Origin of the sequence: Nocardia farcinica (assembly GCF_001182745.1) — a bacterium.
GTDB classification, from domain to species: domain Bacteria; phylum Actinomycetota; class Actinomycetes; order Mycobacteriales; family Mycobacteriaceae; genus Nocardia; species Nocardia farcinica.
The window spans coordinates 1,175,312-1,187,725 of record NZ_LN868938.1; the positions used below are offsets into that span (position 1 = coordinate 1,175,312).

General features: G+C 67.8%; 15 protein-coding genes and 1 pseudogene. 7 read left to right on the forward strand and 9 right to left on the reverse strand.

Annotation, left to right across the window (positions count from 1 at the left end; translation table 11 throughout):
- Positions 1-130 precede the first annotated feature (130 nt).
- The 5 genes from AMO33_RS05750 (at position 131) to AMO33_RS05765 (ending at position 5,662) form a co-directional block, all read left to right on the forward strand.
- Positions 131-1,711, forward strand: coding sequence for a PfkB family carbohydrate kinase (locus tag AMO33_RS05750; RefSeq protein WP_060591034.1), 1,581 nt, complete (start codon positions 131-133; stop codon positions 1,709-1,711).
- A gap of 45 nt (positions 1,712-1,756) precedes the next feature.
- Complete coding sequence (locus AMO33_RS05755; protein ID WP_060591036.1) at positions 1,757-2,527, forward strand: GTP cyclohydrolase II; 771 nt, start codon at positions 1,757-1,759, stop codon at positions 2,525-2,527.
- 196 nt (positions 2,528-2,723) lie between these two features.
- Positions 2,724-4,553 carry an AMP-dependent synthetase/ligase gene (locus AMO33_RS05760; RefSeq protein ID WP_060591039.1) on the forward strand — a complete coding sequence of 610 codons (1,830 nt, stop codon included), beginning with the start codon at positions 2,724-2,726 and terminating at the stop codon, positions 4,551-4,553.
- 153 nt (positions 4,554-4,706) lie between these two features.
- The gene (locus AMO33_RS32935; protein ID WP_076573435.1) at positions 4,707-4,994 is read left to right on the forward strand and encodes a DUF4158 domain-containing protein; all 288 of its coding nucleotides are present in this window, start codon (positions 4,707-4,709) and stop codon (positions 4,992-4,994) included.
- The gene (locus AMO33_RS05765; protein ID WP_162828838.1) at positions 4,931-5,662 is read left to right on the forward strand and encodes a hypothetical protein; all 732 of its coding nucleotides are present in this window, start codon (positions 4,931-4,933) and stop codon (positions 5,660-5,662) included. Before AMO33_RS32935 ends, AMO33_RS05765 begins: the two co-directional genes overlap by 64 nt.
- 499 nt (positions 5,663-6,161) lie before the next feature.
- Here AMO33_RS05765 and AMO33_RS32510 read toward each other — a convergent pair whose 3' ends face one another.
- The 5 genes from AMO33_RS32510 to AMO33_RS05785 all read right to left on the reverse strand — a co-directional run bounded on the left by AMO33_RS32510 (position 6,162) and on the right by AMO33_RS05785 (position 8,571).
- Positions 6,162-6,284 (reverse strand): hypothetical protein, encoded by a 123-nt coding sequence (locus AMO33_RS32510; RefSeq protein WP_261307340.1) that lies wholly within the window; start codon positions 6,282-6,284, stop codon positions 6,162-6,164.
- A 102-nt stretch (positions 6,285-6,386) separates the two neighbouring features.
- Positions 6,387-6,551, reverse strand: a complete 165-nt coding sequence (locus AMO33_RS31310; protein WP_159005366.1) for a hypothetical protein — start codon at positions 6,549-6,551, stop codon at positions 6,387-6,389.
- Between the two features lie 45 nt (positions 6,552-6,596).
- Positions 6,597-7,568 carry a hypothetical protein gene (locus AMO33_RS05775; protein WP_060591045.1) on the reverse strand — a complete coding sequence of 324 codons (972 nt, stop codon included), beginning with the start codon at positions 7,566-7,568 and terminating at the stop codon, positions 6,597-6,599.
- Between the two features lie 35 nt (positions 7,569-7,603).
- Entirely contained in the window at positions 7,604-8,194 is a 591-nt protein-coding gene (locus AMO33_RS05780; protein WP_098755681.1) for a hypothetical protein, read from the reverse strand.
- Positions 8,195-8,226: 32 nt separating this feature from the next.
- On the reverse strand, positions 8,227-8,571 hold the full coding sequence (locus tag AMO33_RS05785) for an LGFP repeat-containing protein (protein ID WP_082668593.1): 345 nt from the start codon (positions 8,569-8,571) through the stop codon (positions 8,227-8,229).
- 110 nt (positions 8,572-8,681) lie between these two features.
- On the opposite strand from AMO33_RS05785, the gene AMO33_RS31315 reads away from it, so the two are divergent.
- Positions 8,682-8,819 (forward strand): hypothetical protein, encoded by a 138-nt coding sequence (locus AMO33_RS31315; RefSeq protein WP_159005368.1) that lies wholly within the window; start codon positions 8,682-8,684, stop codon positions 8,817-8,819.
- 328 nt (positions 8,820-9,147) lie between these two features.
- Here the strand turns inward: AMO33_RS31315 and AMO33_RS31320 are convergent, their stop codons facing one another.
- Complete coding sequence (locus tag AMO33_RS31320) at positions 9,148-9,456, reverse strand: hypothetical protein (protein WP_086840281.1); 309 nt, start codon at positions 9,454-9,456, stop codon at positions 9,148-9,150.
- A gap of 45 nt (positions 9,457-9,501) precedes the next feature.
- Complete coding sequence (locus tag AMO33_RS05790) at positions 9,502-9,699, reverse strand: hypothetical protein (RefSeq protein ID WP_060591051.1); 198 nt, start codon at positions 9,697-9,699, stop codon at positions 9,502-9,504.
- 232 nt (positions 9,700-9,931) lie between these two features.
- Between AMO33_RS05790 and AMO33_RS05795 the strand changes: the two are divergent.
- Positions 9,932-10,264, forward strand: a pseudogene (locus tag AMO33_RS05795) (recombinase family protein); the annotation flags it as partial.
- A gap of 224 nt (positions 10,265-10,488) precedes the next feature.
- Here AMO33_RS05795 and AMO33_RS05800 read toward each other — a convergent pair.
- A complete protein-coding gene (locus AMO33_RS05800) occupies positions 10,489-11,016 on the reverse strand; it encodes a YbhB/YbcL family Raf kinase inhibitor-like protein (protein ID WP_060591053.1) in 528 nt (175 codons plus the stop codon).
- 18 nt (positions 11,017-11,034) lie between these two features.
- On the reverse strand, positions 11,035-12,393 hold the full coding sequence (locus AMO33_RS05805; RefSeq protein WP_076573437.1) for a M20/M25/M40 family metallo-hydrolase: 1,359 nt from the start codon (positions 12,391-12,393) through the stop codon (positions 11,035-11,037).
- Positions 12,394-12,414 lie beyond the last annotated feature (21 nt).

Consider the following 12,414-nt stretch of genomic DNA (forward strand, 5'->3'; position numbering starts at 1 on the left):
GCGAAGCGGCATTTGCCGGGACACTAGGAGAATTCACCGCCGCAGCGGTGGCTAAACGCGCGCCCGGCGCTTAGGGTGAGCCGCAAGATCATCACCGCACCGCTGCCCGAGGACGGAGGACGGATCGCGTATGGCGCCGCACGACACCGGCACCGTCGCCGTCCGCAACATCCTCACCCGGTTGTGCAAACGTTCCGGGCTCAGCGCCGACCGGTTGCGCACCACCGAAATCGACGTCGCGCCGCTGCTGGAACTGCCCGTCATCCGCCGCCGCGCCCACCGCGACCGGGCCGCGCCCGAGGCCGTCGTCGCGCCGGTCGTGCGCGAGCTGGCCGCCCGCCTGGCGCCCAGTGACCGCTTCATCGTCGACGCCGCCCTCGCGCTCGGCCTCTGGCGCGCCGAGCCACCCGCCGGGGTCGACCCCGACCGGCTCTACGCCCCCGATCTCGGCGAACGACGCGCGTCCCTGGCCGAGTACTGGCACACATTGCACGCCGCCACCGACGCCGACCCGAATCCGCCGGAACTCACCGTGCGTTCACTGCGCACCAACCCCGAACGCCGCGCCTTCACCGCGCTGGCCGCCCTGCTCGACGCCGACCCCGGCTACGGCGACCACGGCTACGGCGAACCCGGCTACGGCGACCACGGATACGACGACACCGATGACGCGACAGCCCGGTCCGAGGCACCCGCCGCGCACACCGCCCCGCTCGGCCGCATCACCGTGGTCGGCGACGCGGTGATCGACCACATCTACCGCACCGATCGCCTCCCGGCCGAGGACGCCCCCGCCAAGGGCCGCTTCGCCGAACATCTCGGCGGCAAGGGCCTCAATCGGGCGGTCGCGGCGGCCCGGCTCGGATTCCGGGTGCAGCTGATGGCCGCGGTCGGCGACGATCCGGCCGGGCGACGCATCCTGCGCGCGCTGCGCCGCGAGGACGTCGGCACCGACCTGGTGCGCATCGCCGCCGGCGAACCGACCCCGGTGGCGGCGCTGATCGTGACCGCCACCGGCGCCTACGGCGTCATCGGCCGCGGTGACGACGCGGTGCGGCTGAGCGCCGAGGATCTCACCACACCTGCCGCGCTGGCCGCGCTCACCGACTGCGACGCGCTGCTGCTGACCTTCGAGCAACCCACCCCGGTGCTCGAACAGGTCCTGCGGCTGCTGCGGGCCGGAGCCCGCACGCGGCCCCGGCTGTTCGTGCAGCCCACCCCGCCGCTGGAGGCGCCGCAGTACCTGTACGAGTTCTTCGACCGCATCGACTATCTGATCGGCACGCCCGGTGAGCTGGCCCAGCTCGTCGGCGCCGACCCCGCCGCGGCCGGATCGGAGACCGAGGAACAGGTGGTGCACCGGTTGCGCGCGCTCGGCGTCGACTGCGTGTGCGTGGTCGAAGGGTTGCACTGCCGGGTGCGTTCGGCCGCGCTCACCCTCGACGTGCCGCGCCCGGCCGCCGCGCACCTGGACGAATCCCCCGGCGCGCCTGCGGCTTTCGTCGCCGCGCTGGCGCGCCGGCTGGCCGGGCACGGCTGGAGCGCGGCCGAGCCCGCCGATTTCGCGTGGGCGACCGCGGCGATGGCGGCCACCCAGTCCTTCGGTGAGATCCCGCACGCCATGCCCGCGGCCGCGCAGATCGATCGGATCGCGGGCTTCACCACCCATGCCGCGGCCGGCGCCGAATACCTCACCGGCGGCACCGGCTGACCCCGCACGTCGCCCATTCCCTTTCGCGCATGCTTCGGAGGAGCATTGACCACAGTCGACCCCGGCACGGACACCGCGCATCGCCTGACCCGCAAGGGCGCCGAGCTGACCGTCCGGGTCCGGGAGTTACCCGCCGACCGCGACGGCGGCGCGGTGCTGGTGTTCGGCGAGATCGGCCAGGACTGCCTGGTGCGCATCCACTCGCGCTGCCTCTACGGTGACGCACTGCAGTCCGACGACTGCGATTGCGGCCCCGAACTCGAACGGTCCATGGACCTGATCCAGGCCGAGGGGCGCGGCGTGCTGGTGTATCTGGACCAGGAGGGCCGTGGCGCCGGGCTCGTCGCCAAGGCGCGTGGCCTGCGCGAGGCCGAGCGCACCGGCGCGGACACCTTCACCGCCTATACCCGCCTGGGCTATCCCGAGGACGCGCGGTCGTTCCGGCTCGCCGCCGCCGCGATCGCCGAGCTCGGCCTGCGCCGGGTGCGGCTGCTGACCAACAACCCCGACAAGGCCGCCGCGCTCACCGATCTGGGTGTCGCGGTGACCGTGGTGCCGTTGACCACCCGTCCGCGCAGTGTCCGGGCGCGGAAGTACCTGCAGGACAAGCGGGCACGGCGCAGGCATTGGCTGCCCGAGCCGTCGGCGCCGTGGGCGGCCGGGCTGGCCGGGCCCGAGAGCACGATGGTGCTGCCGGTGCTGCCCGACGACGCCGGCTGGGACGAGGACGGCGCGGGGGCGGTCGGCGGGACACGCCGCTCCCGGTGGGGGTGGCTGCGCGGCGAGGGGGCCGGCACCGCCGCGCGCCGGTCCTGACGGCGTCGATCCGGACGTAACGGGCAGCACCGCGGTCCGGATGTGGCTACCATGAGTGAGCTACGCCACTCGCCCGCACCTCGGGTGTGAGATAATGAGATATCGGCACCACCATTGTTTCAGGGTTTGCGCGGCCGCGGCCGGGTGACCCCGAGGCGCACGAGTCGGGTTCACGACGACATCGGGAACAGGGAATATGAGCACTTCAGAAATCGGTTTCGCGCACGAGTCAGGCAAGACGGTGTACACCGTTCCCGAGGCGTTCCAGGAGACCCTCACGCTGCGCCCCGACCAGGTCGCGCTGCGGACCGTCGGCGGCACCACCGAGATCACCTGGCGCGAATACGGTGAACGGGTGCGCGCCCTGGCCGCCGGACTGGCCGCCCTCGGCCTGACGCACGGCGACACGATGGGCATCATGCTCACCAACCGGCCGGAGTTCAACCTGATCGACACCGCCGCCCTGCACGTGGGCGCCACCCCGTTCTCGGTGTACAATACCAGCTCCGCCGAGCAGATCACGCACCTGTTCGGCAACGCGGGCAACAAGATCGTCGTCACCGAGCAGGCCTTTCTCGACGTCATCCGCGCCACCGGCGTCGCGCTCGACCACATCATCGTCGTCGACGGCCCCGCCACCGGCACCCTCACCCTGGCCGAGGTGGAAGCCAACCCGCTGGCCGACTTCGACTTCGACGCCGCCTGGCGCGCGGTGCGCAACGACGACCTGGCCACCCTGATCTACACCTCCGGCACCACCGGCCCGTCCAAGGGCGTGGAGATCACCCACGCCAACGTGCTCGCTCAGATCACCGCGCTGGTCAGCGGCCCGCTGCGGGTCGGCCTGGACGACCGCGCGGTGTCCTACCTACCCGCCGCACACGTCGCCGACCGCATCTCCGGGCACGCCATCAACCTGGTCACCGGCATCCAGATCACCACCGTGCCCGACCCGCGCGAGATCGCCGCCGCCCTGCCCGACGCCCGCCCCACCACCTTCTTCGGCGTGCCGCGGGTGTGGCAGAAGATCAAGGCCGGGGTGGAGGCCAAGCTCGCGAGCGAGCCGAGCCCGGTGAAGAAGAAGCTCGCCACCTGGGCGATCGAGACCGGTGTGGCGGCCGCGCGCGCCGACCTGGCCGGCAAGGGCCGCTCCCCCGTGCTGGCCGTGCAGCACCGGCTCGCCGAGAAACTGGTGCTGTCCAAGCTGCGCGCCGCGCTCGGCTTCGACGAGCTCGAGGTCGCCGCCTCGGGCGCCGCGCCCATCCCCGCCGAGATCCTCGAGTTCTACCTCGGTCTCGGCTTCACCGTCAGCGAGGTGTGGGGCATGTCGGAGACCACCGGCGTGGGCACCTACACCGAACTGGACAAACCCCGCCCCGGCTCGGTCGGGCGCCCCGTCGACGGGGTGGAGGTGCGCCTGGACGCCGACGGCGAGGTGCTCATCCGCGGCCCCATCGTCACCCGCGGCTACCGCAACATGCCCGACAAGACCGCCGAGGCGATCGACGCCGAGGGCTGGCTGCACACCGGCGATGTCGGCACCCTCGACGAGGACGGCTACCTGCGCATCATCGACCGCAAGAAGGAACTGATCATCAACGAGGCGGGCAAGAACATCGCCCCCAGCAACATCGAGAACGCCGTCAAGGCCGCGTCCTCGCTGGTCGGTCAGGTCGTCGCGATCGGTGACGCCAAGCCCTACATCACCGCCCTGATCGTGCTCGACCCCGACATCGTGGCCCTGCGTGCCAAAGACCTCGGCGCCACCGACGCCGACCTGCCCACCCTGGTGCGCCGCCGCGAGATCGTCGACGAGGTGCACGCCGCGGTGAAGGCGGGCAACACCAAGCTCTCGCGGGTGGAGCAGATCAAACGCTTCACCATCGTCGGCGCGGTGTGGGAGCCCGGCGGCGACGAGCTGACCCCGAAGATGTCGCTCAAGCGCAAGCCGATCGCCGAGAAGTACGCCACCACCCTCGCCGAGCTCTACGCCGACCCGGCGCCCGAGCACATCGTCAACGTCTGAGGACCGTGTCACCAGCCGCAAGTCGGGGTGAATGCCGAGCATACGAGCAGTATCGATCCGTCGTCTGCCGTAATTGTCCGGTGCTGGTGGTGATTTCGGTGTCGCTTGCGCGGCTGTGGCGCGTGAGGTGGACCAGGACGAACTGATCGATGCGTGGACGATCGAGGTGATGAGCCGAACCTGATCGGCGGCAAGCGGGGCGCTACACGGCTGGGGTTCGCGATTCTGCTCCGCTTTTACACCGAGCGGGGCCGGTTTCCACGCGGCCGCTCCGAGATCTCAGACGAGGCGATCGCCTACGTGGCCCGCCAGATCGGTGTGGATCGCACCGAAATCGCGTTCTACGACTGGTCTGGTCAGAAGGATCGAGTACCACCGTGCCCAGGTCAGTCAGGCGCTCGGGTTCCGCGAATGCAGTGTGGCCCGATGCCGATGCGTTGACGTGGTGGCTGGTCGAGGAGGTCACCCAGGTCGAGCGCAGCGGTGAGCGGGTGCGCGAACATTTGCTGGCCGAGCTGCGCCGCCGCAAGCTGGAGCCACCGACGACTGGCCGGATCGACCGGATCGTCGCGGCGGGGTTGAGCCGCGGGGAGGAGGTGCTATTCGACCGGGTGATGTCGCGGTTGTCGACCGAGGTGGTGGCCAGGCTGGTCGCGCTGGTCGCCCCGGCCGCTGACGAGGCGGGCGAGCTGGAAGGCGGGAGCGCGGTGCTGGCGTCGATCCGGTCAGATCCGGGTAACGTCAGTTCGAACACGATGCTCACCGAGATCGCCAAGCTCGAAGCGGTCCGCGAGATCGGCGTCCCGGTCGAGGTGTTCGCCGACATCGCGCCGAAGACCGCGAAGAACTGGCGGGCTCGCGCCGCGGTGGAGTCACCGAGCCATCTGCGTGGGCATCCGCTGCGAGTGAAGCTGACGTTGCTGGCGGCGCTGTTGCATTTCCGGCGCCGGGAGATCACCGACACCCTGGTCGAGTTGTTGAACTCGACGGTGCACCGGATCAACGCCCGCGCCGAGGTGCGGGTGACCAACGAGCTGATCAAGGAGTTCAAGAAGGTCACCGGCAAGGAGCACCTAACACCACGCACCGGCCGGTGCTCGACGCGCTGAAGCTGATCGGCCGCTATGCGGGCGCGAACCTGCGCTACTACCCGCGTGACCGGGACCGACCGAGGCTCGTACCCCGGTGCCGACGCTGAATACGGCTCGTGCGGGCCGGCCACCTCGAAGTGGCGGACGTGGACCCGGGCGGGCCCCGGCGGGGTCAGATCGATCGCGAGCTCACCTTGACATTCCTCGTAGTAGCTGGAGCCGAGATACGGGCGCCCCAGCTCGGTGAGGTAGCTGGCCTCCTCGACGAACTCGGCGTCGACGGGTTCCGGAGGGAACCCGCCCTCGCCGACGACCACGCTGACCCGGCCGAGGTTGCCGTGGCTGCGGTCGCGGCCGGTGGAGATCGCCAGCGCGCCGACGCCGGGCCGTAACCGGTGCGCGCCTTCCCATGAAATGGTCTTGGGTTGCGAATCGAGCGCACGATCGAGCAGGTAGATCAGTCCACCGTTGTCGTAGTCGACGATGTCGGTCAAGATCACCATCGGGTCCTCCAACTTCACAACGACGGGTCGGCGCGGACATAGAATCGGTCACCGTCCATGACCCGGTTCTCGTAGTAGAAGGTCGCGATCACATCCGCGTGCTTCTGGTTGGCGTCCACGGGTGTCTTCGGCACCATGAATACGCTGTACCCGTTGGCTCCGGTGTGCGACGGCTCCACCAATGATGGAAACTTGCAACTGGTGGAGCTTCTCGAGTCTTACCCACTCAGGAGCGATACCTACCGCCGGATCTCGCAGGATTGGCCCCACGGGCCGACAGGTAGCTGGTGGGTAATTTCCCAGGTGACGAAATGGTGCCATTCACACTCGATCTCGCCGGTAAGCCCGCCGACGCGGTCGAGGATGTCCTCCAGTTCGGCGGCAAAGGGATTGGCGTCGTCCACCTCGCCTTTCTTCCTGGCTGCGGATCATCCGCGTCGGGCGCTGTGTCAGCCGGGCTCGGTGACCGGGCTCCCGAGTAGCCCCGTGGCGAACAGCTCTTTGAACTGCTCGACGAGCTCGTCGGCCCACTGCTCGGGTGTGCGTATCGGCAGGGCGCCCAGTCGCGGAACGGCGCGGCGGAAGAATTCGTATCCTTCGGCGAAGTCGGCCTCGGTCGGCACGGAGAGCGCGATCTCGTGCTCGATGCCCGTGTCGCGGCATTGGTAGCGGATGTGCGCGGTCGACTCCGACAACCGGAACGCGATGAGCCGGAACTGGTGATGCACTGCGCCCTTGGCGCGCAGCACACTCAGCAGCGCGCGCGCTGCCGGTAGGATCGGTTCGGGTGCGGCGCCGGTAAGTTCCACCGGCCACAACAGGCTCGGGCAACGTTGCGTGGGAGCGACCACCTCCACCGGTGGCCGGCCCTCGCTGTCGGCGGCAAGCGCCCGGACCGTCACCGTCCCCGACCCGAACGAGACACCGGCGAAGTAAAAGTCGTCGGGAGCTGCGACGGGCTGGGCGTCGGCGTCGAGGAGCACGAGGTAGCGATGTAGCCGCTCCCACCGTCCCCCCGAGTTCCGCAGGACATAGCCGTGGTCGAACCATTCCCGGCCCAGCACGGCCGCCGCCCACGCCCCAGCCTCGCCCTCGGGTAGCACGACATCAGCCTCGCCGTCCGTCCCGCGCTCACGCGGATGTCCTGAGATCAGTACCTGGACGCCGAGCACCGAGGCGCCGTCTGGGAAGGACCCGAGGTCGGTCATCTCCCAGTAGTTCATCGTGGCGACGACATCGACATCGGCAACAGTGACGGCCGGGCCCTCGATCGGACGCTCGTCGCCGGGCAGCGAGTCCGCTGCGCCGAGCGCCCCGCTCGCCCTGCAGGCCAGCGCCGTGGTCCCGGCACGGACGTGGTCGATCTGGGCCGCATGGCGTTGCGTGATCTGGTACTCGGCGTCGTTGACGGACCCGGCCATCCTGTTACCTCCTCAACGCCCGAATTCGTTCGGGCTCATCCGCGACCGTTCTTGAGTGCCTTGTTGACCCAGTCCTCGCATTTGAGCCGGACGGGATCGCCGTAGTCGCAGTATACGGTGAGCAATCCGACCGGGTTTCCGGCTGGCATATCGTAGTATTCCTCGGAGTTCTTTTCCGAGGATGCTCCCACCACTCGCTGTTCCTTGGTGACCCGGCAGTCGCGACCTCCAGTGTTGCAGACCTTTTCGCGGCCGAAGGCGATGAAGTTCCAGCCCTCGGGGGTCTTGAACGAACTCGATGATTTGAGGACGAATTCCTGCGCGTTCAGCGAGGGGATATTGTGGCGGTTCCGGGCTTTGTCGTAGCCGAATCCAAATCCCCATTTCGCCTCTTCGGCAGGGTCTCCGGCCGCGGCGTCGGGAACGCAATAGAATCCGCGACGGATGGGGACGGTTCCGGCTCGGTTGGTGATGACGTTTCTGAGAATTTCCGAGCTGTCGTAGTCGGGGAATGGGGGATTTCGTTTCGAACAGTCGGTGGTCTGTGCCTGCGCGACCGCGGAGTCCATGACAAGGAAGCTCACTGCGACCATCACCGCCGACAGGACGATGCGAAGGAGGTTCATCGGGAATTCCTTTGTGGGAGCGGGAATGCTACTCAGCGGACGGGCTCGTAGGCGCCGACGTAGGCGACATTGTCGGCGGTGTATCCGATGGCTCCGTACTGGAACAGCTGGGCGATGACCAATCCATCGGACAGCCCGGTGGTTCGTGCGTTCTCCACGGGATAGCCCAGTGGCCCGCTCTCGAACCCTTCGCCTGCCCAGAGACTGATCATGTTGGCGGGAACGCGCCAAGCTCCGATGATCGGCAACCAGTAGATGGCGGTGCCGTTTTCGAAGTAGACGTAGTGGCCGATGCCGTCGGGTGCCACGAGCTCATCGGAGGTGGGATAGCCTAGTTCGCCGTCCTCACGCCCGACTTCTGCCCAGCGGTCACGCACCGCTCCGAACCCTGGCCGCCGCCGACGACGACCACGTAGGGCTGGCGGGTAACGGCAAACTGCGCAAACCCCTCGATCCGACCGAGTTCATCGACGCGATGTGCGAGGAGATGCGCACCGAGCTCGAAGCCCTGCACGCGGCGCTGCCGAAGGCGAGCTGGCTGGAGATCAAAGAGCGCAAACAGGGCGCGATCAAGCTGGCGCCGTTAGCGCCACTGGGCGAGCCGCGCAACCTGCGGAAGCTGTAATCGCACGTCCAGACCCGGTGGGGTGTGGTGCCGCTGATCGACATGGTCAAAGAAGCGGTACTACGCACCGGATGCCTGCGCGGGATCACGTCCGTCGCTGACCGTGGTTCGAACTGGCACTCGGCGGATGACTCGTCCGTTCCCCGGCAGGCGCCTGAGGCGTTGCCGCTTCGGCCCCTGAGGGACCAAGGTTCGGGCTACGCTGCGCAGAGCCCAAACCTTGGCCCGACAGTGGCTGATTCGGGCGATGGCCTGACGGCATATGCTCGCTGGTCAAGGAGGAACCAGCTACAGTAGCCGCAAGCGCACCGTCTCCACTTCCTCGGTCCTACTGAGGAAGTTCGACACCCGCAGGAAGGTCGTACTCTTTGAGTACGATCGCATCGCTATAGTCGAAATCGAAATCTTCGTCATCGCGAGAAACCCTGAATTGGATCTTCAAGTACAGCTCAGGGTTGTGAGACTTGAAAGGCTCGAGCGAGACCCGATGAGAGATGTCGAACGGGTCGGTCAGCGTACCTTCCCAGGAGCCACCGAATTCTTCGATATAGCTCCGTATGGTTCGGCCTGGACGGCCGATCCGCTCAACCGGATTCAGCGCGGTCGCTTCAGCGGTGATTCTGACGCGATTCGTCATTGATGGCAGCTCCCAAATACCTTGATGAAGGATTGCACTCTAAGCTTAAACCCTCGTATACACCAGCTCGCCGTTGCACCTCTCGACCAGGAACTTCCCATCCTGGGTGAGGCCCACCACCGCACAGCCGTCATCCGCGACGGCATTCGCAACGGCCGGGCTGATCACCGCCATACCAGCGATGGAACCGAATGTGAGTGCCGAGCCGGCGGCGACGGCAGCGACGATCTTCTTCAGCTTCATGATGCCCCTAACGGTTTTCGATTTCTTGGGTCCCTTCAGCGGCGCTGAAGGTGTAGGGGGTGCGAGCCGGATTTCGAGAGGCGGCGGGGTTCAGCGCCCCTCCTTGCCGAACTCGATGACAGGGTCGCAAAGTGAGCGTCAGCGTGACTGTCCTCATTTCGCCCCCCCCAAATCGCCCTAGCGATCCCTGTTAATAGGTTTGACGGCTCCCGAGCTCGACGAGCTGATCGCCTTCGTGCGCGAGGGCGACACCGTGTTCGTGCATTCGATGGACCGGCTCGCACACAACCTCGACGATCTACGCCGTCTGGTGCGGGTGTTGACAGGCAAGGGGGTGCGGGTCGAATTCGTCAAGGAATCATTGACGTTCACCGGTGAAGATTCACCGATGGCGACGTTGTTGCTCTCGGTCATGGGTGCCTTCGCCGAGTTCGAACGGTCATTGATCCTCGAACGTCAACGCGAGGGCATCGCGGCCGCCAAGGCTCAAGGCGTCTATACCGGTCTCGGGATCAATCGTGACACCGTGTACAGCTACCTTCGGGCTGGCACCGCTGCGGAGTGAATCAGGAAGGCACTACCAGAGGGCGATCGCGAATCGACCCGGCATTCCTGGAACTTGCCCAGGTCGGCGATCTCATCGTCTACGTCGACGGGCACGTAATGGTCGGGAGCAACCCGCCATTTGCGGCTGGTGCCACGATCCTTACCGGCACCCCTCAACGTCCTGACCCGGAAACACCGTCGGGGCCCCGAACCGCGAAGTCCGGGGCCCCGACGCGTGCGGGACTACTTCTGCTCGTAGGTGGCCACGATCGTGCCGCGGGCCAGGGTGTGGGAGAACAGGTTGAACCCGAGCACCGCGGGGGTGGTGTTCTTGTCCAGGCCCAGCCGCTCGGTGTCCACCGCGTGCACCACGATGAAGTAGCGGTGCGGGCCGTGCCCGGGCGGCGGGGCCGCGCCGACGTAACCGAAGGAGCCCGCGTCGTTGCGCAGGGTCAGCGAGCCGGTCGGCAGCCCGGCGTCGTTGTCGGCGGCGCCGCTGGGGATCGAGGTGACATCGGCGGGGATGTCACACACCGCCCAGTGCCAGAAGCCCGACGCCGTCGGGGCGTCCGGGTCGAACACCGTCACCGCGAAACTCTTGGTCTCCGGCGGGAAACCCGACCAGGACAGCTGCGGGGAGATGTCCTTGCCGCCCGCGCCCATCACACCGCTGACCTGCTCGCTGGCGAAGGGCTGACCATCGGTGACGTCCTGCGAGGTGACCGTGAAGGTGGGCACCTGCGGGAGTGCGTCGTAGGGGTTGTAAGCCATGGCTTCCTCTCTTGCGGTTCAGCTGTGCAACAAGAAGTGTTCCAGCACCCGGGTGCCGAATTCGAGCGCGTCCACCGGCACCCGCTCGTCCACCCCGTGGAACAGGGCGCTGAAATCCAGGTCCGGCGGCAGCCGCAGCGGCGCGAAACCGAAGCAGCGAATGCCCAGGCGCGCGAACGCCTTGGCATCGGTGCCGCCGGAGAGCATGTAGGGCACCGTGCGCCCCTCCGGATCGTGGGCCAGGATCGCCTCGTTCATCGCATCGACGAGGTGCCCGTCGAAGGTCGTCTCGTAGGAGTCGAGCTTGGTGATCCACTCCCGTTCGACATCCGGTCCGATCAGCTCGTCGACCTCCCGCTCGAAGGCCGCCTGCCGGCCCGGCACCACCCGGCAGTCGACCACCGCCTCGGCGGTCTGCGGGATCACGTTGGCCTTGTAACCGGCCTGCAGCATGGTCGGGTTGGCGGTGTCGCGCAGCGTGGCGCCGATGATGCGCGAGATCGTGCCGAGTTTGGCCAGCTGGCCTTCGATGTCGGGACCGGTCGGATCGAACGGCAACCCGGTCTCCTCGGCCACCACCGCCAGGAACTGCGCCACCGAATCCGACAGCACCAGCGGGAAGGTGTGTGTGCCCAGCCGCGCCACCGCCTGGGCCAGGATGGTCACCGCGTTGTCCTCGTGCAGGAACGAGCCGTGCCCGGCGCGCGCCTTGGCGCGCAACCGCATCCAGCCCAGCCCCTTCTCCGCGGTCTCCACCAGATACAGGCGCCGCTCACCGCCGTCGCGGCGCGGCACCGTCAGCGAGAACCCGCCGACCTCGCCGACGGCCTCGGTGACCCCGGCGAACAGGTCCGGCCGGTTGTCGACCAGCCACTGCGAACCCCAGCGCCCGCCGTTCTCCTCGTCGGCCAGGAACGCGAACACGATGTCGCGCGGCGGCACCGTGCCCTCGGCCTTGAACTGGCGCGCCACCGCCAGCATCATCCCGACCATGTCTTTCATGTCGATCGCGCCGCGACCCCACACATAACCGTCGCGCACCGCCCCCGAGAACGGGTGCACACTCCAGTCCGAGGCCTGGGCGGGCACCACGTCGAGGTGACCGTGCATCATCAGCGCGCCGCGGCCGGGATCGGCGCCGGGCAGCCGGGCGAAGATGTTGCCGCGGCCCGGCGCGCCCGACTCGACGTATTCGGTGGTGTAGCCGACCTCGCGCAGCTTCTCCCCCACCCACTCGGCACACTCCTGCTCGCCCTTGGTGGTGGCCAGATCGCCGGTGTTGGAGGTGTCGAAACGGATCAGCCTGCTGACCAGCTCCACCACCTCGGCGACGGCGCGCGAGTTGTTCGGACCGGTTACTTCGCCAGTTGCGGACACGCTCCTTTCCTACCACTTCCC

Bases quoted from the DNA above. Each gene is read 5' to 3' on its own strand.
- AMO33_RS32510 (WP_261307340.1), bottom strand. From the start codon at position 6,284: ATGGTGCCGAAGACACCCGTGGACGCCAACCAGAAGCACGCGGATGTG.
- AMO33_RS31315 (WP_159005368.1), top strand. From the start codon at position 8,682: ATGCGCACCGAGCTCGAAGCCCTGCACGCGGCGCTGCCGAAGGCGAGC.
- AMO33_RS05780 (WP_098755681.1), bottom strand. From the start codon at position 8,194: ATGAACCTCCTTCGCATCGTCCTGTCGGCGGTGATGGTCGCAGTGAGC.
- AMO33_RS05750 (WP_060591034.1), top strand. From the start codon at position 131: ATGGCGCCGCACGACACCGGCACCGTCGCCGTCCGCAACATCCTCACC.
- AMO33_RS05775 (WP_060591045.1), bottom strand. From the start codon at position 7,568: ATGGCCGGGTCCGTCAACGACGCCGAGTACCAGATCACGCAACGCCAT.
- AMO33_RS05760 (WP_060591039.1), top strand. From the start codon at position 2,724: ATGAGCACTTCAGAAATCGGTTTCGCGCACGAGTCAGGCAAGACGGTG.
- AMO33_RS05800 (WP_060591053.1), bottom strand. From the start codon at position 11,016: ATGGCTTACAACCCCTACGACGCACTCCCGCAGGTGCCCACCTTCACG.
- AMO33_RS31320 (WP_086840281.1), bottom strand. From the start codon at position 9,456: ATGACGAATCGCGTCAGAATCACCGCTGAAGCGACCGCGCTGAATCCG.
- AMO33_RS05790 (WP_060591051.1), bottom strand. From the start codon at position 9,699: ATGAAGCTGAAGAAGATCGTCGCTGCCGTCGCCGCCGGCTCGGCACTC.